This is a genomic window from uncultured Gelidibacter sp. (assembly GCF_947500795.1).
In the GTDB taxonomy this organism is placed as follows: domain Bacteria; phylum Bacteroidota; class Bacteroidia; order Flavobacteriales; family Flavobacteriaceae; genus Gelidibacter.
Map to the genome: position 1 here is coordinate 72,390 of NZ_CANMTE010000004.1, position 26,802 is coordinate 99,191.

At 36.2% G+C, this 26,802-nt stretch carries 33 protein-coding genes; 25 read left to right on the plus strand and 8 right to left on the minus strand.

The window, feature by feature from the left end; all coding sequences use genetic code 11:
- Positions 1–71: 71 nt before the first annotated feature.
- The 8 genes from Q0947_RS10495 to Q0947_RS10530 all read left to right on the plus strand — a co-directional run bounded on the left by Q0947_RS10495 (position 72) and on the right by Q0947_RS10530 (position 7,203).
- On the plus strand, positions 72–911 hold the full coding sequence (locus Q0947_RS10495; RefSeq protein ID WP_299396900.1) for a universal stress protein: 840 nt from the start codon (positions 72–74) through the stop codon (positions 909–911).
- A gap of 102 nt (positions 912–1,013) precedes the next feature.
- Positions 1,014–1,859 (plus strand): universal stress protein, encoded by an 846-nt coding sequence (locus Q0947_RS10500; RefSeq protein ID WP_299396902.1) that lies wholly within the window; start codon positions 1,014–1,016, stop codon positions 1,857–1,859.
- A gap of 19 nt (positions 1,860–1,878) precedes the next feature.
- A complete protein-coding gene (locus tag Q0947_RS10505) occupies positions 1,879–2,742 on the plus strand; it encodes a universal stress protein (RefSeq protein WP_299396905.1) in 864 nt (287 codons plus the stop codon).
- A complete protein-coding gene (locus Q0947_RS10510; protein WP_299396908.1) occupies positions 2,739–3,575 on the plus strand; it encodes a universal stress protein in 837 nt (278 codons plus the stop codon). Before Q0947_RS10505 ends, Q0947_RS10510 begins: the two co-directional genes overlap by 4 nt.
- A 58-nt stretch (positions 3,576–3,633) precedes the next feature.
- On the plus strand, positions 3,634–4,488 hold the full coding sequence (locus Q0947_RS10515; RefSeq protein ID WP_299396910.1) for a universal stress protein: 855 nt from the start codon (positions 3,634–3,636) through the stop codon (positions 4,486–4,488).
- A gap of 75 nt (positions 4,489–4,563) precedes the next feature.
- Positions 4,564–5,400 carry an ATP cone domain-containing protein gene (locus Q0947_RS10520; protein ID WP_299396912.1) on the plus strand — a complete coding sequence of 279 codons (837 nt, stop codon included), beginning with the start codon at positions 4,564–4,566 and terminating at the stop codon, positions 5,398–5,400.
- A gap of 4 nt (positions 5,401–5,404) precedes the next feature.
- A complete protein-coding gene (locus tag Q0947_RS10525) occupies positions 5,405–6,778 on the plus strand; it encodes an MBL fold metallo-hydrolase (protein ID WP_299396914.1) in 1,374 nt (457 codons plus the stop codon).
- An 11-nt stretch (positions 6,779–6,789) separates the two neighbouring features.
- The gene (locus Q0947_RS10530) at positions 6,790–7,203 is read left to right on the plus strand and encodes a hypothetical protein (RefSeq protein WP_299396917.1); all 414 of its coding nucleotides are present in this window, start codon (positions 6,790–6,792) and stop codon (positions 7,201–7,203) included.
- A 59-nt stretch (positions 7,204–7,262) separates the two neighbouring features.
- Here the strand turns inward: Q0947_RS10530 and Q0947_RS10535 are convergent, their stop codons facing one another.
- From Q0947_RS10535 to Q0947_RS10560, 6 genes are all read right to left on the minus strand, one after another.
- A complete protein-coding gene (locus Q0947_RS10535) occupies positions 7,263–8,096 on the minus strand; it encodes a universal stress protein (protein WP_299396920.1) in 834 nt (277 codons plus the stop codon).
- Between the two features lie 193 nt (positions 8,097–8,289).
- Positions 8,290–8,955 (minus strand): hypothetical protein, encoded by a 666-nt coding sequence (locus Q0947_RS10540; RefSeq protein WP_299396923.1) that lies wholly within the window; start codon positions 8,953–8,955, stop codon positions 8,290–8,292.
- Positions 8,956–9,244: 289 nt separating this feature from the next.
- Entirely contained in the window at positions 9,245–9,643 is a 399-nt protein-coding gene (locus Q0947_RS10545; RefSeq protein ID WP_299396926.1) for a rhodanese-like domain-containing protein, read from the minus strand.
- A gap of 42 nt (positions 9,644–9,685) precedes the next feature.
- Positions 9,686–9,997, minus strand: coding sequence for a rhodanese-like domain-containing protein (locus Q0947_RS10550; RefSeq protein WP_299396928.1), 312 nt, complete (start codon positions 9,995–9,997; stop codon positions 9,686–9,688).
- A 129-nt stretch (positions 9,998–10,126) separates the two neighbouring features.
- On the minus strand, positions 10,127–10,732 hold the full coding sequence (locus Q0947_RS10555) for a thioredoxin family protein (protein ID WP_299396931.1): 606 nt from the start codon (positions 10,730–10,732) through the stop codon (positions 10,127–10,129).
- Positions 10,733–10,805: 73 nt separating this feature from the next.
- Positions 10,806–11,333: a TlpA disulfide reductase family protein gene (locus Q0947_RS10560; RefSeq protein WP_299396934.1), complete on the minus strand. Its 528-nt coding sequence runs from the start codon at positions 11,331–11,333 to the stop codon at positions 10,806–10,808.
- A 113-nt stretch (positions 11,334–11,446) separates the two neighbouring features.
- Here Q0947_RS10560 and Q0947_RS10565 point away from each other — a divergent pair, with 113 nt between their 5' ends.
- The 17 genes from Q0947_RS10565 to Q0947_RS10645 all read left to right on the plus strand — a co-directional run bounded on the left by Q0947_RS10565 (position 11,447) and on the right by Q0947_RS10645 (position 25,841).
- A complete protein-coding gene (locus Q0947_RS10565) occupies positions 11,447–11,902 on the plus strand; it encodes a MarR family transcriptional regulator (RefSeq protein ID WP_299396936.1) in 456 nt (151 codons plus the stop codon).
- 16 nt (positions 11,903–11,918) lie between these two features.
- Positions 11,919–12,551, plus strand: a complete 633-nt coding sequence (locus Q0947_RS10570) for an NAD(P)H-dependent oxidoreductase (RefSeq protein ID WP_299396939.1) — start codon at positions 11,919–11,921, stop codon at positions 12,549–12,551.
- A 32-nt stretch (positions 12,552–12,583) separates the two neighbouring features.
- A complete protein-coding gene (locus Q0947_RS10575) occupies positions 12,584–13,138 on the plus strand; it encodes a YceI family protein (protein ID WP_299396942.1) in 555 nt (184 codons plus the stop codon).
- A 273-nt stretch (positions 13,139–13,411) separates the two neighbouring features.
- Positions 13,412–14,815: an anthranilate synthase component I family protein gene (locus Q0947_RS10580; RefSeq protein WP_299396944.1), complete on the plus strand. Its 1,404-nt coding sequence runs from the start codon at positions 13,412–13,414 to the stop codon at positions 14,813–14,815.
- A gap of 2 nt (positions 14,816–14,817) precedes the next feature.
- Entirely contained in the window at positions 14,818–15,384 is a 567-nt protein-coding gene (locus Q0947_RS10585) for an aminodeoxychorismate/anthranilate synthase component II (RefSeq protein ID WP_299396947.1), read from the plus strand.
- 202 nt (positions 15,385–15,586) lie between these two features.
- Positions 15,587–16,582, plus strand: coding sequence for an anthranilate phosphoribosyltransferase (trpD, locus tag Q0947_RS10590; protein WP_299396950.1), 996 nt, complete (start codon positions 15,587–15,589; stop codon positions 16,580–16,582).
- Positions 16,583–16,732: 150 nt separating this feature from the next.
- Positions 16,733–17,518 carry an indole-3-glycerol phosphate synthase TrpC gene (gene trpC, locus Q0947_RS10595; RefSeq protein WP_299396953.1) on the plus strand — a complete coding sequence of 262 codons (786 nt, stop codon included), beginning with the start codon at positions 16,733–16,735 and terminating at the stop codon, positions 17,516–17,518.
- Between the two features lies 1 nt (position 17,519).
- Complete coding sequence (locus tag Q0947_RS10600; protein ID WP_299396955.1) at positions 17,520–18,185, plus strand: phosphoribosylanthranilate isomerase; 666 nt, start codon at positions 17,520–17,522, stop codon at positions 18,183–18,185.
- A 121-nt stretch (positions 18,186–18,306) separates the two neighbouring features.
- Complete coding sequence (trpB, locus tag Q0947_RS10605; RefSeq protein ID WP_299396957.1) at positions 18,307–19,488, plus strand: tryptophan synthase subunit beta; 1,182 nt, start codon at positions 18,307–18,309, stop codon at positions 19,486–19,488.
- Between the two features lie 42 nt (positions 19,489–19,530).
- The gene (locus tag Q0947_RS10610; protein WP_299396960.1) at positions 19,531–19,821 is read left to right on the plus strand and encodes a GIY-YIG nuclease family protein; all 291 of its coding nucleotides are present in this window, start codon (positions 19,531–19,533) and stop codon (positions 19,819–19,821) included.
- 67 nt (positions 19,822–19,888) lie between these two features.
- Complete coding sequence (gene trpA, locus Q0947_RS10615; RefSeq protein ID WP_299396963.1) at positions 19,889–20,656, plus strand: tryptophan synthase subunit alpha; 768 nt, start codon at positions 19,889–19,891, stop codon at positions 20,654–20,656.
- 238 nt (positions 20,657–20,894) lie between these two features.
- Positions 20,895–21,377 carry a hypothetical protein gene (locus tag Q0947_RS10620; protein ID WP_299396966.1) on the plus strand — a complete coding sequence of 161 codons (483 nt, stop codon included), beginning with the start codon at positions 20,895–20,897 and terminating at the stop codon, positions 21,375–21,377.
- Between the two features lie 4 nt (positions 21,378–21,381).
- Positions 21,382–21,834 carry a tRNA (cytidine(34)-2'-O)-methyltransferase gene (locus Q0947_RS10625; protein WP_299396969.1) on the plus strand — a complete coding sequence of 151 codons (453 nt, stop codon included), beginning with the start codon at positions 21,382–21,384 and terminating at the stop codon, positions 21,832–21,834.
- Between the two features lie 76 nt (positions 21,835–21,910).
- On the plus strand, positions 21,911–23,431 hold the full coding sequence (locus Q0947_RS10630) for a carbon-nitrogen hydrolase family protein (protein ID WP_299396971.1): 1,521 nt from the start codon (positions 21,911–21,913) through the stop codon (positions 23,429–23,431).
- 2 nt (positions 23,432–23,433) lie between these two features.
- Positions 23,434–24,093 carry a hypothetical protein gene (locus Q0947_RS10635; RefSeq protein WP_299396973.1) on the plus strand — a complete coding sequence of 220 codons (660 nt, stop codon included), beginning with the start codon at positions 23,434–23,436 and terminating at the stop codon, positions 24,091–24,093.
- A 414-nt stretch (positions 24,094–24,507) separates the two neighbouring features.
- Positions 24,508–25,347, plus strand: coding sequence for an alpha/beta hydrolase-fold protein (locus Q0947_RS10640; protein WP_299396976.1), 840 nt, complete (start codon positions 24,508–24,510; stop codon positions 25,345–25,347).
- Between the two features lie 83 nt (positions 25,348–25,430).
- Entirely contained in the window at positions 25,431–25,841 is a 411-nt protein-coding gene (locus tag Q0947_RS10645) for a DUF805 domain-containing protein (protein ID WP_299396979.1), read from the plus strand.
- Here the strand turns inward: Q0947_RS10645 and Q0947_RS10650 are convergent.
- Together Q0947_RS10650 and Q0947_RS10655 are read right to left on the minus strand one after the other, a co-directional pair.
- On the minus strand, positions 25,838–26,059 hold the full coding sequence (locus Q0947_RS10650) for a VF530 family protein (RefSeq protein ID WP_299396981.1): 222 nt from the start codon (positions 26,057–26,059) through the stop codon (positions 25,838–25,840). The genes Q0947_RS10645 and Q0947_RS10650 overlap by 4 nt on opposite strands.
- Positions 26,060–26,328: 269 nt before the next feature.
- Entirely contained in the window at positions 26,329–26,550 is a 222-nt protein-coding gene (locus Q0947_RS10655; protein ID WP_299396984.1) for a DUF6500 family protein, read from the minus strand.
- Positions 26,551–26,802 lie beyond the last annotated feature (252 nt).

Genomic DNA, 26,802 nt, shown 5'->3' on the forward strand with positions numbered 1-26,802 from the left:
AGTCAAACATGACTTTTATCATTTTTTAAGGCGGCAATGCCCTTTACATTTGTTTCACGAAGACTGAACAAATGAAAAATATATTATTGCCAACGGATTTTTCTGAAAACTCATTGAACGCTATTACATATGCGTTGAATTTGTTTAAAGATTCCGCATGTAATTTTTATTTATTGCACGTTGTAAAACCGAGCGATATAGGGTTTAGTGATTCCCCGTACCTTGTATCGAGTTTACAGATTAATGATGTGTACACCCAAACTGCAAAGGCCCGGTTAAGAGATCTCCTCACCCATTTTTCCACTAAAATAACGACCAACAAAAAGCATAAGTTTTATGCTATTACAGATACTAATTTCCTAATTGAGTCCATCAGGCAACAAGTCAGCGAGAAGAACATCAGTTTGATTGTTATGGGAACCAAAGGCGCTACAGGTCTTAAAAAAATTATTGTAGGCAGCAACACTGGAGATGTTATTACTAAAGTCCATTGCAATGCCTTAGTTGTTCCTGAAAACGCTACTTACAAAGAGTTAAAAGAGGTGGCCTTCCCTACTGATTTTTCCATGCTTTACAACATTAACATCTTGCAACCTGTAGTCAATATTATTGAAAAGCATGGAGCCGCTATTCGTATTTTGAATATCAGTAAAAAGGATGCGGTTTTGAATAGTGATCAAATAAAAAACAAAGAACTTCTGGAAGACTATTTTAGTAATCTTGATCATAGTTTTCATTTCCTGACCAACAACAAAGTTGAAGACGCGGTACAGTGTTTTGTAGAAAGCCGGGATATCGATATGATTACCATGGTGGCGAAAAACTTGAACTATTTTCAGCATATTTTATTCCACTCTAAAATTAAAAATATCAGTTACCATACTGATGTCCCGTTTTTGGTCCTACACTAAAATCCAACTCCTTATTTTAGCTTACATACTCATTATCTGATAATTATCATAGGTTTTGACTTAATTGGTGATTAACTTTAACAGACTAATACACAGGAAGCCATGAGAAGTATATTAATTCCAACAGATTTTTCAGACATTTCAATGAATGCCGTCAAATATGCACTCGAATTTTTCAAATATGAAAAGTACGACTTCTACATTATGCATGCCTACCAAGATGACATTCACAAAGAAACACCTACACGAGAAAATATTGCTGATGTTACTAAAAGGATAGCAGAGAAATCTGCTGAGGAATTAGACCACATTTTGAAAGAAATTAATGAGTTTTCCCCCAATCCACGTCATAATTATCATACCATTTCTGCCAATAATATTCTTATTGATGAAGCCGATAAAATTGTGGATGAAAAGAATATTGATCTCATTGTCATGGGAACCCGTGGTATGAGTAATGACAGAAAAATCACTTTTGGAAGCCAGACCTTACAAGTTTTAAAATACGTACAATGTCCTGTTTTGGCTATTCCGGAGAACCAAACCTACACGCAACCTAAACATGTCCTATTTCCAACAAATTACCTAATTCCTTATAAAAGAAGAGAACTGAAATTGTTTTGCGACATGGTAGCTCCTTACCGCTCAGTCATTGATGTGGTTTATATTTCAAAAAGTGAGAAACTCTCCCTCAGACAGGAAGACAATCAGCTTTTCTTAAAAGAAGTCTTGTGCAAAACCGAAATCAACTTCAAAACGCTAGATAGTAAAGATGTCGTAACAGCAATTGAACACTATGTAAAAGATCACCCTATAGACATGCTTGTGATGGTCAATACGAGAGAATCATTTCTAGAATCGATGTTGTACCCTTCTCGTTTTGACAAATTGAGCATGGATTTAAAAGTACCATTCTTAGCAATGCAAAATATAAAAAGAGACGTGTAGAGTTTATAAAACAACTATTATGAAAAACATACTCCTCCCTACTGATTTTTCTGAGAATTCATGGAATGCCATCCGTTACGCCATGAATCTTTTCAAAAATGACGTCTGTACATTTTATCTACTGAACACCTATACACCAGTAATTTATCATGTAGAGTATGTGTTGGGATATCCTGCGCAATTCGGGATTGAAGACACCATTAGAAATACATCACAACAGCAATTAGAGACTTTAAAGCAGCGTATTTATGAAACGTTTGGAAAAAATCCTAATCATGACATACAAGAAATGGCCAGGTTTGACTTCTTGATTTCAGGAATCAAAGATTTTATGGATACGCACACCATACACATGATTGTGATGGGGACCACAGGAGCCACTGGCGCTAAAGAAGTGCTTTTTGGATCTCACACGGTTCAAGTAATCAATAATGTAAAATGTCCGGTTTTGGCAATTCCTGAAGGGTTTGAATATAAAACACCCACTGCCATTTTATTGCCTACGGATTATGGCATCACATTTCAAAAAGATCAATTTTCATCACTATTGGCACTAGCGAAAGCGCAGAATTCTAAAATTGAAATTCTTCATGTTTTGACCTCTGTGTTGTCTGAAGTTCAACTTAAAAACAAAGCGGCACTTCAACAGTTACTATCACAAGAAAACTATGAAATTCATGAGGTTCAAGGTGATCATGTGATGGATGGCATCATCAACTTTCAGGATAAAAACGCAATTGATATGTTGGTGATGATCAACAACAAAAAATCATTTTTCGAAAACATATTATTTAAATCGACGGTTAACCAAATTGGATTCCACCTAACAGTTCCTTTTTTGGTTATGCCTTCACAACTTAAAACACAAACTATAACAACATGAAAAGGTCTATTTTAATACCTACTGATTTTTCAGAAAACGCTTTAAGTGCGTTAAACTATGCTTTAAAATTTTATGCAAATGAAGCGTGCACCTTCTATTTTCTGAATTCCTATTATTACTCAAATGCACAATCAAGAACATTTATTACCAGTCATTTTATTGCCACTTTAAAAGAAGTTTCTCAAAAGGATTTAGTGGAACTGAAAGCTAAAGCTGAAGAAGAAAACAAGAACACACAGCACACTTTTGAAGTTATCATGAGTAGTGATGAATTGGTATTTGCTATTAAAGACAGTATCAAAAAGTATAACATTGACATGGTGGTCATGGGAACCAAAGGCGCTACAGGAATCGATAAATTTTTCTTTGGAAGCAATACTGTAAAAACCATTCAAAATGTAAAAGACTGTCCAATACTTGCTGTACCTGACAATAAATCGTTTGTAGCACCTAAGAACATTGCGTTCCCAACCAATTTTAATCGTCCTTACGATATTAAAATGCTTAAAGACTTACAGGGTTTTGCGACAATGCATGACGCCCATATCAATATTCTCCATATTAATATTGAAAAATCGTTAAGTAGAGCACAAGAGAAAAACTTAGATTTTCTTAAGGACTTTTTTAAAGACAGCAAACACAGTTTCCATTGGATGCCAGCCTACGCTACAAAATCTGAGATCATTAACGATTTTATAAAAGATTTAAACATCGATATTCTGGCTATGTTCAATTACAAACACAGCATTATAGAGAATTTGACCAAAGAACCAATCATCAAAAACATTGGTTACCAACCCATCATTCCATTCTTAATTATTCCCAGTGACTAATTAAGAATATCTATCAATAAAAAACACATTTAGTTTCACCAGATAAAACAAAGAACACATGAAACGAAGAATATTATTACCCACAGACTTTTCAGTTAATGCCACACAAGCCATTAACTATGCCATAGAACTTTACAAGGATGAGGCATGCATTTTTTATCTTCTGAATGTGTTTTTTATTGATTCCAACAATATCGAAAGCCTTATGAACATGGAGCCAGGCAATGGATTCTATGAAGTTTCTAAAGCTGAATCTTTAGAAAATTTGGATAAGGTGATGAACGAATTAATCTTCAGTGAAAAAGGAAATCTGAAGCATAGTTTTCAAACCATATCCATGTGTAATCATCCTTTAGAAGCCATTAAAACCGTTGTTGAGGATAAGGATATTGAGCTAATTGTTATGGGCACGCGAGGTGAAACCAATTCTCGTAGTAAAATTTATGGCAGCAACGCTTTAAACGTGATGGAAAAAATCAGAAATTGTCCGGTAATCGTGGTCCCACAATTAGCGAAAATAGTCCTTCCAAAAGAGATTGTATTTCCGACAAGCTACAAGACACCATTTAAAGGAAGTAGTTTAAAATACCTTACTGATATCGCCAAAAGTTGTCAAGCTTCCATAAAAGTATTGCATATTATGGTAGAGAATGAATTGAGCGCTAAACAATTGTCCAAGAAAGAACAATTGGAAAATTACTTTGATGATGTGAATCATTCCTTCCATTTTTTAAAAAACATCTCCGTACCAGTTGCTATTAATTGTTTTATTGAAAGTAGAGAAAGTGATATGGTTGCTTTTATTAATAAAAAGCATTCCTTTTTTTCAAGCATCATCAACCAACCTTTGGTAAAAGGTATCGCCTATGACTCAAGAGTCCCTATTTTGGTCATGCACGATTTGAGTACTTAAAAATGATATCGTAGCGGCTGAAATCAGAGCAATTTTCCTGTCAACACGATTTAAAATACAATTTCAATAGAAAATATGGATACTAATTTTGACATTATTAAATCGTCTGGTGAAAGGGTAAAGTTTTCAACCAACAATCTACGTGCATCATTAGCGAAATCGGGCGCGGATACAGCCACCGTAACTAAAATAATTGCTAAAGTTCAGGACGAATTATACGATGGCATTTCAACTAAGGAAATTTATAACAGAGCTTTTGCCTTACTCAAAAAAAGTGGGAGCCATTTCGCATCAAAATATAAACTAAAAAAAGCGATTTATGAGTTGGGACCTACCGGTTATCCATTTGAACGTTACATCAGTGCTATTTTAAAATACTCAGGTTACGACACGCAGGTCAGCAAAATTGTGCAAGGCCATTGTGTAACCCATGAAATAGATGTTGTGGCCTTAAAAAACGGCAAGACCACGTTTATAGAATGTAAATTCCATAGTGAAGAAGGACGCAATTGCAACGTAAAAATCCCTTTATATATAGCCTCACGATTTATAGATATTAAAACCCATTGGGAATCCAAACCGCACGACACCACATTAGAGGCAGGCTGGGTGGTTACGAATACGCGTTTTACCGCAGACGCCTTACAATATGGGAACTGTACAGGCTTATATTTATTGAGTTGGGACCATCCAAAGGAGGACGGATTAAGAGATCGAATAGATCGATTGGGATTATATCCAATAACAGCGTCAACCTTATTAACCAATCGCGAAAAACAATTCTTACTGAGTAGAGATGTTGTACTGTGTAGAGATTTGTTAGACGATGTGTTCTTCTTGGACCATCTTGGAATTTCAGAAACGCGCAAATCAAAAATAAAGAACGAGATTAAACTCCTCTGTAAACTCTAAAATTATGGATGCACATGCAAAAGTTACTTTTTTAGGCGCCTCTAGCGTTGTTACAGGTTCAAAATTTTTCATCGAAACCTCCGAGAAAAATATTCTGATAGATTGCGGTATGTTTCAAGGATTAAAAGAGCTGCGTGAACTTAATTGGGTCAATCTCCCTATAGATGTGGCTTCGATAGATGTTGTGCTTCTCACCCACGGGCATTTAGACCATGTTGGGTATTTACCACGGTTAGTGAAACAAGGGTTTCAGGGAAAAATTATCGGAACGGCTCCAACATTGGCTATCGCTGAAATTATTTTACGAGACAGCGCTAAAATTCATGAAGAAGATGCTGGTCGTGCAAACGAAGAGCAATACACCAAACATAACCCTGCTTTGCCTTTTTATACTATTGATGAAGCAGAAAAAACAATTCTTCAATTTCAAGCTGAAAAGGAAGACGAATGGATTACACTTTCTGAGCACATTACATATCGTTTTCAATTTAATGGCCACATCATTGGTGCGACTTTTATTGAACTCGATATCAATTCCAAACGGTTCGTGTTTTCAGGAGATATTGGCAGGCGTAATGATTACTTATTGGAAGATCCAAAACGTCCTGAAAGGGCAGATTATCTATTTATTGAAAGCACTTATGGCAACAAACTCCATCCAAAAGAAGATGTAGAGACTTTATTGAGCGACATCATCTTGGAAACCCTTCAAAAGAAAGGAAATCTTATCATCCCAAGTTTTGCTGTAGAACGTCTTCAAGTACTGATGTTTATCTTGTGGAAATTATATCAAAATAATAAAATCCCTAATATTCCCGTTTTTGTTGATAGCCCAATGGGCAATAATGTGTTGGACGTTTTTAATCGGTTTCCGAAATGGCATAAATTATCAGAATCAGAATTTAATGCCATGTCTAACCACGCAAACATTATAGAATCGTACAAAGAAACCTGGGAAACGATTGATGATAAACGCTCAAAAATAATTATTGCGGGCAGCGGAATGGTGACCGGCGGAAGAGTCCTCACCTATTTACAACAACTCATTGATGAGAAGTCGACCACTGTTTTATTAGTGGGCTATCAAGCTGAAGGCACTCGCGGACGACAGTTATTTGATGGCGCTCATGAGATTAAGTTTGGCGGAAAATACTACCCGGTGAAAGCTTCCATTAAACATCTCGAAAGTCTATCTGCCCATGCGGACCAAAGCGGACTTTTACATTGGATGGGCAACATCACGAATGTTCCAGAAAACGTATTCCTCATCCATGGCGAGCCAGCTGCCGCTGATGCATTACGGGTCAAAATAAAAGATACATTCAATTGGAATGTGAGCATCCCTAAGTTGAATGAAGTAAAAGATTTAATCATTTAAAAAGAGAACCCATGAAAAAACATAAAATCCATAAATACGCATATACTGACAAGAGCACTGAAGAGCTGCAGTTTAACTTGGCATTTTACGATTCGCGATTATCACTATTAGCGGAAGAGTTCGATTTTTTTAAACACGTGCTGAGTTCACATATTTTTGATGCTAAAACACCCAACCTTTTTGAGGAATTGGAGTTATGGAAACAGCAAATTGATGAATTTATGACGGTGGCTACAAAACTGACTCAAGAGGTTCAAAAGCAATACAATGAGGTGCAACTAAAAGTAGAGTGCGATGAAGTTTCTTGTGATGATTATTTCTTAAGAGCATATCATGACACTGAGTTGGAAGTGGTCACTTTTTTAACACAGACAGCGCAGTTCAAATCTGAAATGATGGAATACTTACAAGGTCTCATCAAATAGATTCAATAAGCTCTAAAAAAAGCACTTTCTTATCCAAAATCCACTTTTAACAAGTCTTGCTATGCGTGAAAAATCAACATCGGGAAATGTGTATGCTTGCTAATTTCAGTAGTGGTAGACCCCATAAATAGACGCTCCACAAAAGTCTCATCCTTTTTAATAAGGCCCAGAATGTCTATAGCATTTGTTTGCAAATACGTCGCAACAGCATGCTCCATAGGCGCTTCTTTGATCATATGATATGTAAAAGATGCGTCTTTCATGAATCCCCCTATTTCTCTTCGATCAGCTTCATCAGCGTGAGGATCTTGTACTTTAGGATTACATCTTAAAATGTGCGTTTTCAACTTGTGAGCGGTTATAAATTTAAAGAAATCTACTATAGGCTGGCCTTTTATTTTATCTGATGAATCTAACGCCAATAGGATTTCTTTTGGCTCTTGATAGGTATACGCTTCTGGAACAATCAACGTGGTACACGCAACTCTCCTGATAACATTAAGCGTATTACTTCCAAAAACAACTTCCTTAGCACCAGTTACGCCATTCGTCCCCATAACAATGAGGTCAATATTTTTATGAGTAATGCTCTGTTTGATCGATCCAATTATAGAATCGAAGTCCACCATTATCTGAAAACTGAAATTTTGAGTTTCAAATTCTGATTCCAATTCTGCCACATATTCAATTAGTTTTATGCGATTTTTATTGATTAACGAGTCGTATAAACTTGTTGATGCCTGAGACACGATATCATCTGTAGTATATACCGTTGAATCCTGAACATAAAGCACATGAAAGGTACACTTTTCATTTTTGAAGAATCTCAGTGCATAATCAATTGCATTTTTTGCAGAATCGGAAAAATCGGTTAAAAGCAGAATATTTTTCATTGCGTGAGGTTTGATATAAAATTACGCAAAGCAGCTCTCGCAATTCATGATTTTAATCATCATCACTACATTATATTGGTTTTGTTTATGCTTAGTTGTGTGGTTAAGCGAATAAGTAGCCAAAAAATGTCAAATAGGAAACCCGTGAATCCTTAAAGCCATTGGAATTCACAAGTAGGCAAGAAACACCGAATTAAATATAAATGTTCTTGGAAACAGTTTTTGTTTTCAGTTTTCTGTTCCAATAGATAATATAGATGGTTCCTAATAGTGTCGGTGAAATCCATATTATTAATGTTCCAATATTGAGTCCTGCAACCATAAATGCAGTTAAAGAAGCTATTAAAGCACCAATCATTCGACCTAAATGACTTTTCAACCAAGCATTTTTGATTGTTGTGAAATTTTTAAAAGTTTGAAAATCTCTAATGGTCATAAATATTCCAAATCCGCCAAAAAATAAATATAGAATTGAATTGTCAATCTTTTGAATGATTCCTAAAACCCCAATGAGTATCATAACTATTGAAGCGATTAGCATACTACCTGAAATTGTTTTATCAATCATATCTGCTTTAATTTTAGATTTGTTTTTAAGCGTTAAAGCTCTATTTCCAGCCAAAACCAAATAAATCGTGAATATTCCAATTAAAAAAAGAAACAAATTTTCATGATTTGGCATTCGGGCAACCAATAAAGAAATCAAAGAACTTAGTATCATTGCATACGAAAACACCTTTCCCAATCTTTTGTGGAATACATTTCCCTTTTTGACTATAATGCTCCCAATTCCAGTAATTAGCCCAATTCCACCAAAAAAGGCATGAATGTATATTAGAATTTTAATCGTTTCTTCCATTAGTCTTTAAATCTGGTTGTTTCATCAAATTTCAGATTATTATTTAGTTTTAAAAAATTTAAAATTCCGAAATGTCGAAATTTCAGGATGAGTTGTTATAATTGTTTCCAACAAACAAAACCACTTAATTGTTCTATGAATTCAGTTCATTTTCAGCACTATCAAAAACAAAAAAAACCTTGCATGAATAAAGCTCATACAAGGTTCTATTATTAAATAAGGGCTTGTTAATTACCCTTTACTTTTTTCAGTTTCTTCGCTACTTTACAAGCAATAGAAAAATCATCAATTAATTAGGCATCTCGATATAATAATCTTTAAATCGCCATTGGGTAATGCCGCCTTTAAGATCGTAAATCATCACAAAACCAGCATCTCTCAATTTTTCTGCACACTGTTGGCTACGTCCACCTGAATGGCAATACAAAATAACAGGCTTCGATTTATCCAACTTTTCAATATCCTTCTCGAAGGTTGGGGAATTGAAATCGATGTTTTGGGAATTTTTGATAAACCCGTCAACGCGTTCCTGAGCAGTTCTTACATCCACCAATTGCACATCTTCCAGCTCCATTAAAGTCTGCATTTCTTCAGGTGTCACCAATTTAATTTCACCTTCAATATCATTTTTACAACCCGTCAAAAAGAGCGCTGTAACAACTGTAAATAAAAATAAAAGGCGTTTCATACGGTATGGTTTTGCTTTCCTAATAAAGAAAAAAATCGTGATTTATTGTGTGGATGGTCCGTTCCAATTACTAAAACCACCTATTAAATTATAAGCCTTTTCAATTCCTAACTGGTTCATGATAGAACAAGCTTGGCCACTTCTTGCACCAGACCTGCAATACACATAGTAACTCTTATCTGGGTCCAGTTCCTTTATCGCATCAATAAATTCTTGACTTTGATAGATATCTAAATTAATGGCACCAGGAATATAGCCCTCATTAACCTCAGCCTCAGTCCTTACATCTAAAAGCACTGCATTGTCATCATTTTCCATTTGAGAGGTCCACTCCTCTTGTGATAAATCTGCCATAGTTATAGTTTTTGATAGTTGCAAAATTAACGTTTCTTTAGGATAAAGACAAAAAAATCCGAAGTGTTACACCGCGGATCTATTATTTAACAGATTCTGAAAAACCTATTGTATTGTTTGCCTTATTCTTTAAGATTTAATAGAACAGCCAATGGCTCTTGTTTGAATAGTTTTAATGGGTTGCCCTGCGAGAAGCGATTCAACGGCATTTTCAACATATTTGGTTTGGACCGCAGTGGCATCTTGGTAATTATCATCAATTGCGCCAATATATTTTACCTGATTGCCATTACTGGTTTTTTGAAGCACATACACTTGTGGTGTTTTAGTGGCACCGTATTGCGGATAAATTTTCTGTCCTTCATCTATTAAATATGGAAATGTAAATCCTTTGTTTTGGGCTCTGCGCTGCATGGCTTCGAAATTATCGCCAGGCTGCATATTCGGATTATTAGGCATAATAGCAATTACGGGATATCCTTGAGCAGCATACTTCTTATTTAGAGCAATAATCCGATCTTCGTAAGATATAGCATAAGGACACGTGTTACAGGTGAATATGACGATGAATCCCTTCGCATCTTTATAATCAGCTAATGAAACTTGTGCGCCATCAATATTTTTAAGATTGAAATCGGTTGCAATATCCCCTACTTTATAACCATTCCTCACAGTCGTAAAAGCTGAAAGCATCACTATTGCGGCAATTGTTAGTATTCCTTTTATCATATTCATAGTAATTGACTATTAAATTATTCCAATAACACCGCAACAAACGTTCCATTGTTGTCCAATAGGGAAATGAACCTTAATTAATGAATTTTTGGAGCTCCGTTTCCAATTCTTCATAAGTGAAAGGTTGTTCATAAAAAGCACGCTTGTCCTTGCTAAAAATAAGCGTGGCAGGAATAGCGCCCGACCAATCCGGGTTGATTTCCGGTATCCAAGTATTAGAGTCTGGATCATTTAAGACCACGACTCTAGATTTCAGTTTGTTCTTCTTTATAAATGGCTTTAAATGTGAATCGTATTTTTTGGGAAAATCCAAACTCACCAACAACACTTCTACATTCTTATCTTTATAATTGGTGTTTAAAGCTTCAAAATAGGGCATCTCTTTAATACAAGGTGCACACCATGTGGCCCAAAAGTTCACCACATATACAGTTTCTGAAGAAGTTTTTAAAAATGGTTTTAGCCCCTCAAAATCATAAACCTCTAAGGTTGGCATTACAACTGCTTCCTTCTCACCTTCATCCGTAACCTTCGCATTCCCACTAGTCTCATTCTTGCATGACACCATTAAGATCAACACTAATACATACATTATTCTCATGGTATAAAAATATGCATCCAATTGACGTCAAATTAAATTTTAACAAAAAATTATTTAGAAAACTATTGTGAGTTTTAAAAAACCAACTACCTTTGTATATACAATTGTTGTACATGAAAGAGTTAGAAGACATATTAAAAACAAAATCTGAAATTTCATTAGCTAAGAAAACTGTGATCAACATTTCTTTGACTAGTGTGGATTTCAGAGACAGTATATCTAATGTTCTGAAACCGTTTGATATTTCAATTGAACAGTTTAATGTTCTCCGAATTTTAAGAGGACAGAACGGGAAACCTACCAACCTTCAAGATATTCAAGATAGGATGGTCAGTAAAATGAGTAATACGACACGATTGGTGGATAAACTTATTTTAAAAGGTTTTGTAGAACGCTTTGTGTGTGAACACAATCGTAGAAAAGTAGAAATATTTATTACAAAAGAGGGCTTAAAAGCGTTAGAAACAATTGATCCCTTAGTGCTTTCATCTGAGACAAAGCTCACAGAAGCATTGAGCAAAGATGAATTAATTACCCTGAACACATTATTATCAAAACTAAGAGATTAAACATAAGATAACGATTATGACAAATTATATTAAAAATTTAAATTGGAGATATGCGACTAAAAAATTTGACAGCACCAAAAAAATTGCTGCAGAAGATTTAGATCAATTAAAGGATGCCATTCAACTTTCTGCATCTTCATACGGACTCCAGCCTTATAAAGTTTTAATTATTGAAGATCAAAAAATTAAAGAACAATTGAAAGCAGCATCATGGGGACAATCTCAAATAACAGATGCGTCTCACGTAATTATTTTTGCTAATATGACCGACTTTGATGAGTCTTTAATCAATGATTATATTGAGAATATAGGCATCACCAGAAGTATTGAGCCTAGCAATCTGAAAGGATATGCAGATTTTATGATCAACACCTTAAATCCGTTACCAAAAGACGCTAAAGCATCTTGGACGGCAAAACAAACGTATATAGCCTTGGGCAATCTTTTATCTGCCGCAGCGGAGTTTAAAATTGATGCCTGCCCAATGGAAGGTTTTGATGCTGATCAGTATAATGAGATCTTGGGACTAAACGAGCAAAACCTGAATGCAGCGGTTGTTGCAGCCATAGGATACAGATCTGAGGAAGACGAAACTCAACATAATAAAAAAGTAAGAAAACCTAAAAAAGAATTATTCACAACTATTTAATATTTAAACTTTAAAAACAAAAATCAAACATTATGAAAAGTACAATAATTTTAGCAATGGCAATCGCCGCATTTTCAGTAGCAACAGAGAAAAAAGTAGATGTTGTTAATAGTGAGATCACATGGGTTGGTCGCAAAGTAACTGGTCAACACGATGGTACTATTACACTTAAAGAAGGTGCCTTAAAATTTGATGACAAAAATGAACTTACTGGCGGTACTTTTGTTATAGATATGACAACTTTAACAGTTAAGGATTTAGAAGGTGAATATAAAGCGAAACTTGAAGGTCACTTAAAATCTGACGATTTCTTCGGAGTTGACAATCACAAAACTTCAAAATTTGTAATCACTAAAGTTGAAGGTAAAGCGGGTAAATACAAAGTAACTGGAGATTTAACAATCAAAGGCATTACTTTTCCTAACACATTCAACATGACTGTAAATGAAAATAATACTGCTACTGCTAAATTGAAAGTAGACAGAACTAAATATGACATCAAATACGGATCAACTAGTTTCTTTGACGGTTTAGCTGACAAAGCAATCTATGATGAATTTGATCTAAATGTAAATCTTAAGTTCTAACTAAGAATTGATTAATAGCAACATTTAGTAATGGGATCCCGATTTTTCGGGATCCTTTTTTTTTATTTTATTGCCAAATTATTTGAAAACTAAATTATTCATTTCTATATTTGGCAAAACAATAATTATGTACACAATTTTAAATCATACTTGGTGGTGGAACTTTTCGAAACAACATTCGTGAGGTAACGCTATTGTATATTTAATTTTTAATATAAAAAAGGCTTGTCATTCACGACAAGCCTTTTTCTTTTTTAACAACTTTTGAAAACTATGAAGACCTTTAGTCTATACACACATCACAAAAAAATCCTTGCAGATACCATTACGCCTGTAAGCATCTATCTAAAAATAAGGGATAAATTTCCGAATAGTATTCTTTTGGAAAGTAGTGATTACCACGCCAACGATAATAGTTTTTCATACATCTGCTGCAATCCTATTGCGTCCATTAAAGTTCAGGATGAAGTGATTATCCAAAGTTTTCCTGACAAAACCCAGGTGACGCAACCTATAACTGCAGATACAGATGTAGCTCATGTGATTCATAAGTTCACGAAACGATTCGACATCAATTCTGACGACCAATTCAAGTTTATCAACAACGGTATTTTTGGATACATTGCTTATGATGCGGTTCGTTATTTTGAAGATGTAGAAATCACAAAAAAAGAAGGCCATCAAAATATACCGGATATTTATTATGCCGTATACCAAAATATTATCGCCATCAATCATTTCAAAAATGAGGCTTATGTATTTGCGCATTGCTATGATACCGATAATAATATTGATGAAATTTTACAGCTGATCAAATCGAAAAACTTTGCAGCTTTTAATTTTACCACTGATGGTGCCACGTCTTCTAATTTAACAGATGAAGCATATAAAGACAATGTAGCGCTTGCAAAAAAGCACTGTGCGAGAGGCGATGTTTTTCAATTGGTACTCTCTAAAAAATTCTCACAACAATTTAAAGGCGATGAATTTAACGTGTACCGCGCGTTGAGAAGCATCAACCCATCCCCTTATCTCTTCTATTTTGATTATGGTGATTTTAAGATTTTTGGGAGTTCGCCAGAAGCGCAGTTGGTCATCAATAAAGATAAAGCAGAAATTCACCCGATCGCCGGCACTTTTAAACGCACAGGAAATGATGAAAAAGATGCAGAGCTGGCCAAAAAATTAGCTCTTGATGACAAAGAAAATGCAGAACATGTGATGTTGGTCGATTTAGCACGAAATGATTTGAGTCGCAATGGCAGCCAAGTCACTGTCGAAAAATACAGAGAAGTCCAATTCTTTTCACACGTCATCCACTTAGTGAGTAAAGTGACAGGCCAAAAACATAAAGACACCACTACGATGCAAATGGTAGCAGATACCTTTCCGGCCGGAACTTTAAGTGGCGCCCCAAAACATAAAGCCATGCAGCTTATTGAAAAGTATGAAAAAACGAGTCGCGATTTTTACGGTGGCGCTATAGGATTTATGGATTTTGACGGCAATTTTAACCATGCGATTATGATCAGAACGTTCTTGAGCAAAAATCACCACCTGCATTGGCAAGCTGGTGCAGGGATTGTTTCCAAATCGAACCCTGAAGACGAATTACAGGAAGTATACAACAAATTAGGAGCCTTAACAAAAGCCATCGATATGGCTAAAGAGATATAATTATGAAAAAAGTATTAGTTATAGATAATTACGACAGCTTTACCTACAATCTGGTGCACTATCTAGAAGACTTAGGGTGTGAAGTTACGGTAAAACGCAATAACCAACTGAGCTTGGATGATGTAGAGGCTTTTGAAAAGATCGTACTCTCTCCCGGCCCAGGAATTCCTGATGAAGCTGGTCTATTAAAAGACATTATAAAAACCTATGCCCCAACTAAAAGTATTTTGGGAGTTTGTTTAGGGCAGCAAGCTATTGGTGAAGTTTACGGTGGCACGCTCATCAACTTAGATACTGTTTATCATGGCGTATCCACTAATGTAACAAAATCAGTTACTGACGAATCATTATTTAATGGATTGGAAAACACGTTTGAAGTCGGACGTTACCATTCGTGGGTGGTCGATCCTAATTTACCTGAGGTTTTAGAAGCGACGTCCTTTGATGAAAACGGTCAAGTAATGTCCTTACGTCATAAGGAGTATGACTTGAAAGGTGTACAATTTCATCCTGAATCGGTGTTGACACCGCATGGTAAGCAGATTTTGGAAAATTGGGTTAATCAGTAAATAGTAGGCAGTAAGCAGTAAGCAGTAAGCAGTTGGCAGTTGGCAGTTGGCAGTTGGCAGAAAGTCTGCAGATTACTGAGAACTGAGGACTGAAGACTGAAGACTGAAGACTGAAGACTGAAGACTGAAGACTGAATAGGCAGAAAAGTTTTCTTAAATCAAAGTTTAATAAATAAAACCTCCACTCTTGTGGAGAATAGATATGAAACATATACTCAACAGACTCATCAATCAAGAAAGCATCTCTAGCGATGAAGCCAAACACGTGTTGGTAAACATCTCTAAAGGCGCATATAATCAAAGTCAAATAGCGTCGTTCCTGACAGTATATATGATGCGAAGCGTTACTATTGAAGAACTGCAAGGGTTTAGAGATGCGCTTTTAGAATTATGTTTACATGTTGATCTAACCGATTACAATGGCATCGATTTATGCGGTACCGGCGGCGATGGTAAGGACACGTTTAATATTTCAACTTTAGCTTCTTTTGTGACTGCGGGTGCAGGTGTTAATGTCACCAAACATGGTAATTACGGCGTATCATCTGCTTGCGGATCTTCTAACGTAATGGAATTTTTAGGTATTAAGTTCACCAAGGACATCGATTTCCTAAAGCGGTCTTTAGATGAAACTGGCATATGCATATTGCACGCACCACTTTTTCATCCTGCCATGAAAAATGTAGCGCCTATTCGTAAGGATTTGGGGGTTAAAACCTTTTTCAATATGTTGGGACCAATGGTGAATCCATCGTTTCCTAAACATCAAATGGTAGGCGTTTTTAATTTGGAATTATTGCGCATGTACGGCTATCTTTATCAAAATACAGATATCAATTACACCATTCTTCATGCTTTAGACGGTTATGATGAAATCTCATTGACTGGCCCAGCAAAAGTGATCCGAAATGCTTCAGAAACGATTATTAATCCTCAGTTTTTCCGTGTTGACACCTTAAATCAATCTGAAATATATGGCGGCGATTCGGTAGCATCTGCGGCTAAAATTTTTGTAGACATCCTAAACGGTCAAGGAACCGAGGCTCAAAATAATGTGGTGTGCGCCAACGCCGCCATGGCCATTGCTACTGTGACAAAAGAATCGGTAGAAGACAGTTTCGTTTTAGCCAAAGAATCGTTGTTGGGCGGCAAAGCAAAGGAGAGATTTGAACGATTAGTGAGCATAAGTAAGGATTAGTTGGCAGGGATCAGTGGCAGTAATCAGTCTGCAGTTGGCAGTGGACAGATTGCAGTCTAGACTCTGAAGACTGAAGACTGAAGACTGAGGACTGAAGACTGAAGACTGAAGACTGAAGACTGAAGACTAAAAAAAAAGAATACTGAAAAAATGAACATATTAGACCATATCATCGCTTACAAACGCAAGGAAGTTGATTTAAAAAAATCAATCATCCCTGTGTCTCAATTGGAGCAATCGGTTTTCTTTGAGAAACCGACCATCTCTCTTACAGAACGTTTAAAAGCTAGTCCTTCTGGAATTATTGCCGAGCACAAGCGGCGATCGCCTTCCAAATCTGTCATTAATCAAAATCTGAATGTTTTTGACGTCGCCAAAGGTTATGAAGCTGCTGGTGTTTGTGGGATGTCGGTTTTAACTGATGGTAAATATTTTGGAGGCTCATTAGACGATTTACTCTTAGCTAGAGCAAGTTGTCAGTTGCCATTACTCCGCAAGGAATTTATTATTGATCCGTATCAAATTATTGAAGCCAAAGCTTATGGCGCTGATGTTATTTTACTTATTGCCGCGGTTTTATCTCATCAAGAGATCAAGGAACTGTCAGAACTGGCAAAAAGTTTACATTTAGAAGTGCTTTTAGAAATTCATAACGAGGAAGAATTACACAAATCGGTCATGCCTAGCCTAGACATGATGGGTGTCAACAATCGTAACTTAAAAACATTTGAGGTTAGTTTGGAAACGAGCAAAAATTTGAGCACGCTAATACCTGATGATTTTGTAAAAATATCTGAAAGTGGCATTAGCAGCGTTGAGGCGATCAAAGCCTTGCAACCTTACGGTTACAAAGGGTTTTTAATTGGTGAAAATTTTATGAAAACGGATAATGCGGGCGACAGTGCTACACAATTTATCAAAGATTTAAACAGATAAGATGAAACTAAAAATCTGCGGCATGAAATATCAAGAGAATATCGCTGAAGTGGCCACACTTCAACCGGATTATCTTGGCTTTATATTTTATGAAAAGTCAAGCCGCTATTTTAATGGAACTATCCCAGAACTCCCAGAAAACATCAAAAAAGTAGGCGTTTTTGTCAATGCTTCGGAGAAAGATATTTTAGAAAAGATAGCACAACACGAATTGGATCTCATTCAATTACACGGGGATGAATCGCCAGAATATTGCAAAATACTAAGATCAAGTTTGGTTGATCGCAGACGAGAGAAAAATCACATCAAAATCATCAAAGTGTTTTCCATCAAAGACCAATTTAATTTTGATGTTTTATCACCTTACGAACCCGTTTGTGATTACTTTCTATTTGACTCCAAAGGTCAACTTCCAGGAGGAAATGGCTATACTTTTAATTGGGATGTTTTACAAGCCTATCCATCTACCAAACCATATTTTTTAAGTGGTGGAATCGGCTTGGAAGAAACTGAAAATATCAAAAAATTCATGCAAGGTGAGGCTTCACAATTCTGCCATGCGATTGATGTCAATAGTAAATTTGAAAGTGAGCCAGGATTGAAAGAGTATCAAAAATTAGAAGAATTTAAAAATCAGATCACTTCGATTGATTTGACAGCGCAATAGCGTTATAAAATAATATCGAGAAGCGGCTGTGCTCTTGCTCGAAGTAAATAAAATTTAATCGGTTCGATATACTTATTGAACACTAAATCATGAGGTTCCTACCTGCGTGGGAATATAGATTATGACATACAACATTAACAACAAAGGGTATTACGGAGAATTTGGAGGCGCTTACATTCCTGAGATGCTCTATCCAAATGTGGAAGAATTACGTCAAAACTATCTTAAGGTCATGGCTGAACCAGAATTTCAAGAAGAATTCCATGCCTTGCTCAAAGATTATGTGGGCCGTCCTTCCCCACTCTATTTCGCCAAGCGATTGAGTGCGAAGTACAACACCAAAATTTACTTAAAACGCGAAGATCTTAATCACACAGGTGCGCATAAAATTAACAATACCATTGGTCAGATTTTGATGGCGAAACGCCTCGGGAAAAACCGGATTATTGCAGAAACAGGTGCTGGACAACATGGCGTAGCCACGGCGACTGTTTGCGCGCTGATGGGCTTGGAATGTATTGTATATATGGGAGAAATTGACATCGCGCGTCAGGCTCCAAATGTGGCTCGCATGAAAATGTTGGGTGCTACAGTAGTTCCAGCGCTTTCTGGAAGTCGCACGTTAAAGGACGCTACCAATGAGGCCATTCGCGATTGGATTAACAATCCTGTAGATACCCATTATATTATTGGAAGTGTGGTTGGCCCGCACCCATATCCAGACATGGTGGCACGTTTTCAAGCGATTGTTTCTGAAGAAATACAGTGGCAACTGCAAGAAAAAGAAGGCACTTCCAAACCTGATTATGTGGTGGCCTGTGTGGGTGGCGGCAGTAATGCAGCCGGTGCATTCTATCACTTTTTAGACGATACTGATGTTAAACTTATTGCTGTCGAAGCCGCTGGTAAAGGGGTGCATTCTGGAGAAAGTGCTGCAACCTCCATTTTAGGAAAAGAAGGTATTATCCACGGTAGCAAAACGCTTTTAATGCAAACCCCAGACGGGCAAATCACAGAACCATACAGTATCTCGGCTGGCTTGGATTATCCTGGTGTAGGACCGATGCATGCACATTTGTATAAAAGTGGCCGTGCTGAGTTCGTCGCCATAACTGATGACGATGCCATGACCGCTGGCTTAGAATTATGCAAAATGGAAGGTATTATACCTGCTATTGAAAGCTCACATGCTTTGGCTGTTTTTGAACATAAAAAATTTAAACCTGAAGATATTGTGGTGGTGAGTTTATCGGGACGTGGCGATAAGGATTTGGAGACTTATATACAACACTTTGGATTATAACTTTTTTAATTTCCGCGTAGGCGGAAATCTTTCAAATAAACTATGGATGTTTTTTATGTTTATATTTTAACCAAAAAAAATCATAGCGTTCTATATGTGGGCCGCACAAAACAATTAAAGAAACGCTTGTACCAACATGCACATAACACCCATAAATCTTTTACAGGAAGATACAACGTTAACAAACTCGTGTATTTTGAAACCACTAGATATGTTAATAATGCCATCCAACGAGAACGACAGATTAAGAAATGGAATCGGGAATGGAAAATAAGCTTAATAAATAGCCTAATTCCAGATTGGAAAGATCTTTCAGAATATATAAGCGATTAACGACATTAAAATTGGAACATAAGAAATAAGATTTCCGCATTCGCGGAAATGAAAAATATAAATTCCCATGAACAGAATCAACAAGAAATTACAAGAAGACAATAAGTTACTTTCCATATACTTTACAGCGGGCTACCCAAAACTAAACGATACTGCTAAAATTATCGAAAACTTAGAAAAAAATGGTGTGGACATGATTGAAATTGGCTTGCCCTTTAGCGATCCATTGGCTGACGGTCCAACTATTCAAGCAAGTTCTACAAAAGCTTTAAAAAACGGTATGACTACTGAAGTTTTATTTGATCAACTTAAGGACGTTAGAAAAACCGTAAGCATCCCGTTAATCATCATGGGCTATTTCAATCCAATGTTGCAATATGGAGTGGAAGCTTTCTGTAAAAAATGTGCAGAAGTTGGTATCGACGGACTCATCATTCCAGATCTTCCTGTCGATGTTTACAATGAACATTACAAATCCATTTTTGAAAAGCACGGCATCATCAACGTGTTTTTAATTACCCCTCAAACCTCTGAGGAACGCATACGTTTTATCGATTCCATATCAAAAGGTTTCATTTATATGGTGAGTAGCGCCAGTGTTACAGGCAGCAGTTCAGGTTTTGGAGATGTACAAACTGATTATTTTAAGCGCATACACCAAATGGAGCTCAACAATCCGCAAGTGATTGGGTTTGGAATTTCAGACCATAAATCCTTTTCTCAAGCCACACAATATGCAAAAGGTGCCATCATAGGAAGTGCTTTTGTCAAACACCTCACCACTGAAGGCACCGACACAATTGATCGTTTTATAAATAAAATAGTAAAACCATAACGAGATTGACTGGATAAGGTTCCCTAAAATTTAAGACAACCTTAATACAATTGCAGTCTGATTTTCTTAACTTATCAGGAAATCAAAAAGCAATGAAATCGACCTTTCTAATACATCAAACAACATTAAATAAATCGAAAAATTAATTTTTTGAATTATACTTTCAAGAGACCTATTCTTATCTTTAACGAATAGGTTTCTTTTTGATTAGGGAACTCAAGATTTAATTCACAAACAGATGAAAACACTTACAAAATTATTAGTACTCGCCCTTTTTACCATTAGTGTTTCCTGTAAAGAGGACACTAAAAATCCTAAAAGTCTGGAAACGGAGGAAAAGGAAAAACCAACAATTCCTAAAAATGAGGAGCAATGCTATATGTATGCTAAAAACAAGGATACCATCACATTAGTATTGAAAGAAAACAAGACGCTTGCAACTGGACAATTGTTCTTTAATTTTTACGAAAAAGATGGCAGCCACGGCTCGTTTGAAGGTATTATGAAAGGTGATACGTTATATGCTGATTATGATTTTGAGGCGGAAGGCACGAAATCAAAACGGGAAATTATTTTTCTTAAAAAAGGAAATACGCTTCTTCAAGGCTATGGCGAGTTAGAAGTAGACGCCCAAAACACGACGGTATTTAAAAAAGATGCCAAAATTACATTTGACGAAAAATTTCCATTAACCGCAGTAGCTTGCGACACATTAGATTAATAATATGCCCCTAAACATTGTTTTAATTGAACCTGAAATCCCTAATAACACTGGCAATATTGGCAGATTGGCCCTCGCCTCTGGCGCGCATTTACATTTGGTAAAACCTTTCGGATTTGAAATAACGGATGCACGCCTCAAGCGCGCAGGATTGGATTATTGGCCGCATGTCAATATCACCAATTATGAAAGTGCTGCAGACTTTTTTGAGCAACATCAAGATAAAAAGATCGCCTTTTTGTCTAGTCATGGCAAAAAAGACTATTGGGACATTCCTTTTGAAGATAATTTATTTTTAATTTTCGGAAAGGAATCGGTCGGATTATCCAAAGATATTCTTGAAACACATCAAGAACATTTGTATAAAATCCCTTTGTTTAGTGACCATGTCCGAAGTTTAAATTTAGCAAACGCTGTGGCCATTGTCACTTATGAAGGTATTAAATCATTAAAATAAATAAATTTATAATTGAAGTAGTTCTGAGATCTATCTTCACATAACAATAAAAGACCAACTATCATTGAATTATACCATGAATGACATTGAAAATATAGAATTAAATTACTTAAACCTTGATGATTATCAAGAATTAAAACAAGCGATGATTGAATCTTATACCACTATGCCGGATGCATTTTGGAGAGAGAATCAGATTAAAACACTAATCAACAAATTTCCCGAAGGTCAGGTTGTTATAAAAATTAACAATCAAATTGCAGGGTGTGCTTTGAGCATTATTGTTGATTATGATCAGTTTGAAGATAATCATACCTATAAAGACATCACAGGAAATTATACGTTCAACACACATACCAATGAAGGCGACGTTATTTACGGCATCGACGTATTTATAAAACCAGAATTTAGAGGCTTACGTCTGGGACGACGACTTTATGATTACCGTAAAGAATTGTGCGAACGTTTAAATTTGAGAGGACTCGCTTTCGGAGGACGTATTCCTAATTACCATAAATATTCTGAAACACTTACTCCAAAAGAATATATTGACAAGGTGCGACGTAAGGAAATCCATGATCCGGTATTAAATTTCCAAATTTCTAACGATTTTCATCCTACCCGAATTTTGAAGAATTATCTTGAAGGCGATTCGTCGTCACAAGATTACGCTGTCTTATTGGAATGGGATAATATCTATTACGAGAAAAAATCTAAGAAAGCCACGACCATTAAAAAAGTGGTGCGTTTAGGTCTTGTACAATGGCAAATGCGATTGTATAAAGACATTGACGAAATGATGCAGCAGGCAGAATTTTTCATCGATTCTGTTTCTGGATACCGAAGTGATTTTGCCTTGTTTCCAGAGTTTTTCAATGCGCCATTAATGGCTGATAACAACCATTTATCTACCCCAGAAGCTATTAGAGAATTAGCGAAACATACGCCTGATATGGTGCAGCGTTTTTCGAAATTAGCTATATCGTATAACATCAATATTATTACCGGTAGTATGCCTGAAGTGGTAAACGGACAGCTTTTCAATGTTGGCTATTTATGCCGACGCGATGGTAGTACTGAACGTTTTGAGAAATTACACGTTACGCCAGATGAAGCGAAAGTTTGGGGAATGGTTGGCGGAAACCAATTAAAAGCCTTTGACACCGACTGTGGAAAAATCGGTATCCTCATTTGTTATGATGTCGAGTTCCCAGAATTGAGTCGAATTTTAGCTGATGAAGGGATGGACATCCTTTTTGTTCCGTTCCTAACCGATACTCAAAATGGATTCTCACGTGTGCGCCATTGTGCCCAAGCGCGCGCCATTGAAAATGAATGTTATGTAGCTATTGCAGGGAGTGTTGGTAACTTACCAAATGTTCAGAACATGGACATCCAATACGCCCAATCCATGGTATTTACACCGTGTGATTTTGCGTTCCCTACCAACGGTGTTAAAGCTGAAGCTACGCAAAATGCGGAAATGATATTGATTGCTGACGTTGATATTGACCTTTTAAGAGAGCTCAACCAATTTGGAAGTGTTCGAAACTTAAAAGACAGAAGAAAAGATTTATTTGAACTTAAAAAGAAGTAATTATGACCTATCATATGATTATCAATAGTGTAAAAACTGTTGAAGAATTTAAAGACGCATGGACTAATGCGGACTATATTGAACTTTTGGAGCGTTTCGGCTTTCCCGATGCCAAAGATTCTAAACCTGAAGAACTGAAAGACTTGCTTTTTATGGCCATTTCAGATTTTGAAGGCCCGGAAGCAGCTGCTATTTTATTAGATTATAAACTTTCTGAGCACTTAAATGAAGGTCAAATAGACCAAATGTCGCACGACATGCTTTTGGATAAAATTTCTGAAGAATATAGCGATATCAGCTTACACCATAAACTTTTCAACATCAACCAATTGCTTTTTAAAGCTTATAACGGAACATTCCCTAACGCCAAAGCAACCATCATCGAATTTGAAATTACTCCTAATAAGGACGTGACGAAAGAAGTCGTGTTAAAAGTCTTAGACCATACTTTGGCCAATAATAGTGTGATTAAACGGTTGTATTCAGACCAATTAGCAGGCAAAGAAGCATTTGATGAAGCTGAATCGATTGTGTGGGATTTAAAATCAACCGGCGCCAATTCTTATACGATGACCACTTCCGAATATTGGATCAGTCGCGACGAGTTTAAGGATGCTGAGTTTGATGCTAAGATTGAGATGTTTGTTGAGGAGGAAGATTAATTTTACTACAGCATAGCTGTTGTAAAATAGAATTAAGACCGCTCCGCTGCTAGAACCAAGAATCAAGACTTGTTTCGTGAAGTATTCATGTCTTGGCTTGGATTAAAAATTTGTGAAATTCGTGAAATTCGTGTCAAAAAAGAACTAAGACCGCTGCGCTGCTAGAACCAAGAATCAAGATTTGTTTCGTAGAATAGTCATGTTTTGACTGTAATTATAAAATTTGTGCAATTCGTGTAATTCGTGTCAAAAGAGAATTAAGACCGCTTTGCTGTTAGAATTAAGAATTAAGACTTATTTCGTGAAGTATTCATGTCTTGGCCTGGATTAAAAATTTGTGTAATTCGTGAAATTCGTGTAATTCGTGTCAAAACGCAATCCAATGAAATCCATCTAAAAAATTTAACCTCATAAATGAAACACCTTTTTTATAGTCTTCTTTTAATAACCATCGGATTCTCTTTTGCGGAAGCGCAAACCACTTTAAAAGAAAGTTCGAAATCAGCATTAACTATTGGTGAAGTCGTAACGATCGATTCTAAAATTTTATCGGAATCGAGAACATTGAATATCTATCTCCCAGAAGGCTATAAAGTTTCAGACACTTTAAAATATCCCGTGATTTATGTGTTAGACGGAAGCATGAACGAAGATTTTATTCATATTGTCGGCTTGGTTCAGTTTTTCAATTTACAGATGGACATGCCCAAAACGATTGTGGTTGGGATTGCCAATATCGATCGGAAAAGAGATTTCACCTTTCCTACAATTGATAAAAAATTAAAGAAAGATTTTCCTACCACAGGGGGTTCGAAAAAATTTATAGAGTTTTTACAGCATGAAGTGCAGCCTTATATCAACGCTAATTATTCCACAAATGCTCAAAAAATGCTCATCGGACAATCGCTAGGCGGATTACTCGCCACGGAAATCCTATTCAAAATTCCGACGCTTTTCACGGATTATATTATTGTGAGTCCGAGTTTGTGGTGGGACAACGAATCTTTACTGAAAGACGCAAAAATGTTTCTGGGAGCCCATAAAAAAATGCCGGTGAATGTATATATTTCTGTAGGTGCCGAGGGCGAAATCATGGAACGTGAGGCTAAAACCCTAGCGGAGTTATTAAAAAATTCAGGCAAGCCAAACCTCAAATCCGAGTTCTTATTTTTACCAAATGAAAACCACGCGACAATTTTACATCAAAGTGTAAATGACTCGTTCAAACTGATGTTTCCCTATAAAGAAAAATAACAGTTTGCCGAATTCAGCATCTTTTTAAGGTCATTATTTAGAAATCTTTCTATTTTAGCGTTTACCTCAACAAACGACAACTTATGAATTGGTTTTTAGACGTATTTAAATACAAATATGTAGACTTTAAAGGACGTGCAAGACGCACAGAATATTGGATGTTCATGCTTTTTCACCTTCTGATCATATTTGTGCTGGCATTTCTATCCGTTATTTTGGAAGATGTTGGCATGTCTCAGATTGGCCTGTTTTTGTTGGTCGTATATGTCTTAATGTCCTTTCTTCCGGCACTAGCTTTAACTGTAAGAAGACTACACGACACAGGTAGAAGTGGCTGGTATTACTTGCTTTCCTTTATCCCGTATGTTGGCGGCATTATCATTTTTGTCTTTACCGTTATGGACAGCGAGAACGGGACCAACAATTGGGGACCAAACCCAAAGTTGGCAAATACAGATGAAATAAATGATATTGGAAAACCGCTAGATTTTTAGCGTTTATTCTTCAGCATTTTTAAATACATGTACTCCACTTTGGTGCGTGCCCAAGGTGTACGTCTTAAAAATTTTAAGCTCGATTTGACAGACGGATTATCATTAAAGCACTTAATGTTAATCACCGTGCCCATATATTCCCATCCATAATGCGCCACAAGATCATTAATGATTTGTTCAAGTTTGACGCCATGCAAAGGGTTATTGGGTTGTTCCATCTCTATAATATTTAATAGTCAGATTTAATTGTAGTCGCCAAGTCGTGATATACTATAATGGCGGATTCGTTTTCAAGTTCAATTTCATTTGTCTTACTGATTCACTTGTCTCACTGAGCGCAGTCGAAGTGCTTCAAATAAAACACTCTGATACCGCTGCAGAATCTGAAACTACAGATTTAATTTAGATGCTAAAATAATAAAACTTAATTGGAATTTTGAAACGCGTTATAATTCTTCCAAATACTCAGCAATGCATTACTACACCACTACTTCTCATTTTCAACCAACGCTTTTACCTTCACCGCTTTCTCAAAATGATCCAACTTATGCGTCATGATCCACCAGGTTGCAGCTTCCATTAACAATTCAGGATTATCATTCTTATTCGCGAAAAAAGCATAAAAAGACAAACCGACGTTCGGCCCTTTAGATGCGATTTTTGCATCACAAACCGAAATCATTTTATCTTTTAAGCTTTGTGTGAGCATAATGGGTTGGAGGTTTGGGGTTTGAGGCTTGAAGAGGTTTAGACCAAATTTTCAGTGTTCTAATGCAATTTCATTTGTCACACTGAGCGTAGTCGAAGTGCTATCTTTCTATTAACGGAACGCTGATAAAACTGATAACACTGATTTGAATGTGATTAGAAGGCACTAAATTCTGTATTCAAAAGAAATTTGGAATTTAAATTCAACTTAATTTGTCACACTGAGCGCAGTCGAAGTGTTTTCCTTAAAACA

Coding starts and splice junctions, on each gene's coding strand:
- Q0947_RS10640 (WP_299396976.1), top strand. CDS start 24,508: ATGAAACACCTTTTTTATAGTCTTCTTTTAATAACCATCGGATTCTCT.
- Q0947_RS10635 (WP_299396973.1), top strand. CDS start 23,434: ATGACCTATCATATGATTATCAATAGTGTAAAAACTGTTGAAGAATTT.
- trpC (WP_299396953.1), top strand. CDS start 16,733: ATGAACATATTAGACCATATCATCGCTTACAAACGCAAGGAAGTTGAT.
- Q0947_RS10625 (WP_299396969.1), top strand. CDS start 21,382: ATGCCCCTAAACATTGTTTTAATTGAACCTGAAATCCCTAATAACACT.
- Q0947_RS10560 (WP_299396934.1), bottom strand. CDS start 11,333: ATGAGAATAATGTATGTATTAGTGTTGATCTTAATGGTGTCATGCAAG.
- Q0947_RS10525 (WP_299396914.1), top strand. CDS start 5,405: ATGGATGCACATGCAAAAGTTACTTTTTTAGGCGCCTCTAGCGTTGTT.
- trpB (WP_299396957.1), top strand. CDS start 18,307: ATGACATACAACATTAACAACAAAGGGTATTACGGAGAATTTGGAGGC.
- Q0947_RS10570 (WP_299396939.1), top strand. CDS start 11,919: ATGACAAATTATATTAAAAATTTAAATTGGAGATATGCGACTAAAAAA.
- Q0947_RS10545 (WP_299396926.1), bottom strand. CDS start 9,643: ATGAAACGCCTTTTATTTTTATTTACAGTTGTTACAGCGCTCTTTTTG.
- trpA (WP_299396963.1), top strand. CDS start 19,889: ATGAACAGAATCAACAAGAAATTACAAGAAGACAATAAGTTACTTTCC.
- Q0947_RS10575 (WP_299396942.1), top strand. CDS start 12,584: ATGAAAAGTACAATAATTTTAGCAATGGCAATCGCCGCATTTTCAGTA.
- Q0947_RS10520 (WP_299396912.1), top strand. CDS start 4,564: ATGGATACTAATTTTGACATTATTAAATCGTCTGGTGAAAGGGTAAAG.
- Q0947_RS10530 (WP_299396917.1), top strand. CDS start 6,790: ATGAAAAAACATAAAATCCATAAATACGCATATACTGACAAGAGCACT.
- Q0947_RS10505 (WP_299396905.1), top strand. CDS start 1,879: ATGAAAAACATACTCCTCCCTACTGATTTTTCTGAGAATTCATGGAAT.
- trpD (WP_299396950.1), top strand. CDS start 15,587: ATGAAACATATACTCAACAGACTCATCAATCAAGAAAGCATCTCTAGC.
- Q0947_RS10650 (WP_299396981.1), bottom strand. CDS start 26,059: ATGGAACAACCCAATAACCCTTTGCATGGCGTCAAACTTGAACAAATC.
- Q0947_RS10645 (WP_299396979.1), top strand. CDS start 25,431: ATGAATTGGTTTTTAGACGTATTTAAATACAAATATGTAGACTTTAAA.
- Q0947_RS10535 (WP_299396920.1), bottom strand. CDS start 8,096: ATGAAAAATATTCTGCTTTTAACCGATTTTTCCGATTCTGCAAAAAAT.
- Q0947_RS10555 (WP_299396931.1), bottom strand. CDS start 10,732: ATGAATATGATAAAAGGAATACTAACAATTGCCGCAATAGTGATGCTT.
- Q0947_RS10630 (WP_299396971.1), top strand. CDS start 21,911: ATGAATGACATTGAAAATATAGAATTAAATTACTTAAACCTTGATGAT.
- Q0947_RS10600 (WP_299396955.1), top strand. CDS start 17,520: ATGAAACTAAAAATCTGCGGCATGAAATATCAAGAGAATATCGCTGAA.
- Q0947_RS10515 (WP_299396910.1), top strand. CDS start 3,634: ATGAAACGAAGAATATTATTACCCACAGACTTTTCAGTTAATGCCACA.
- Q0947_RS10510 (WP_299396908.1), top strand. CDS start 2,739: ATGAAAAGGTCTATTTTAATACCTACTGATTTTTCAGAAAACGCTTTA.
- Q0947_RS10540 (WP_299396923.1), bottom strand. CDS start 8,955: ATGGAAGAAACGATTAAAATTCTAATATACATTCATGCCTTTTTTGGT.
- Q0947_RS10565 (WP_299396936.1), top strand. CDS start 11,447: ATGAAAGAGTTAGAAGACATATTAAAAACAAAATCTGAAATTTCATTA.
- Q0947_RS10585 (WP_299396947.1), top strand. CDS start 14,818: ATGAAAAAAGTATTAGTTATAGATAATTACGACAGCTTTACCTACAAT.
- Q0947_RS10610 (WP_299396960.1), top strand. CDS start 19,531: ATGGATGTTTTTTATGTTTATATTTTAACCAAAAAAAATCATAGCGTT.
- Q0947_RS10550 (WP_299396928.1), bottom strand. CDS start 9,997: ATGGCAGATTTATCACAAGAGGAGTGGACCTCTCAAATGGAAAATGAT.
- Q0947_RS10495 (WP_299396900.1), top strand. CDS start 72: ATGAAAAATATATTATTGCCAACGGATTTTTCTGAAAACTCATTGAAC.
- Q0947_RS10580 (WP_299396944.1), top strand. CDS start 13,412: ATGAAGACCTTTAGTCTATACACACATCACAAAAAAATCCTTGCAGAT.
- Q0947_RS10500 (WP_299396902.1), top strand. CDS start 1,014: ATGAGAAGTATATTAATTCCAACAGATTTTTCAGACATTTCAATGAAT.
- Q0947_RS10620 (WP_299396966.1), top strand. CDS start 20,895: ATGAAAACACTTACAAAATTATTAGTACTCGCCCTTTTTACCATTAGT.
- Q0947_RS10655 (WP_299396984.1), bottom strand. CDS start 26,550: ATGCTCACACAAAGCTTAAAAGATAAAATGATTTCGGTTTGTGATGCA.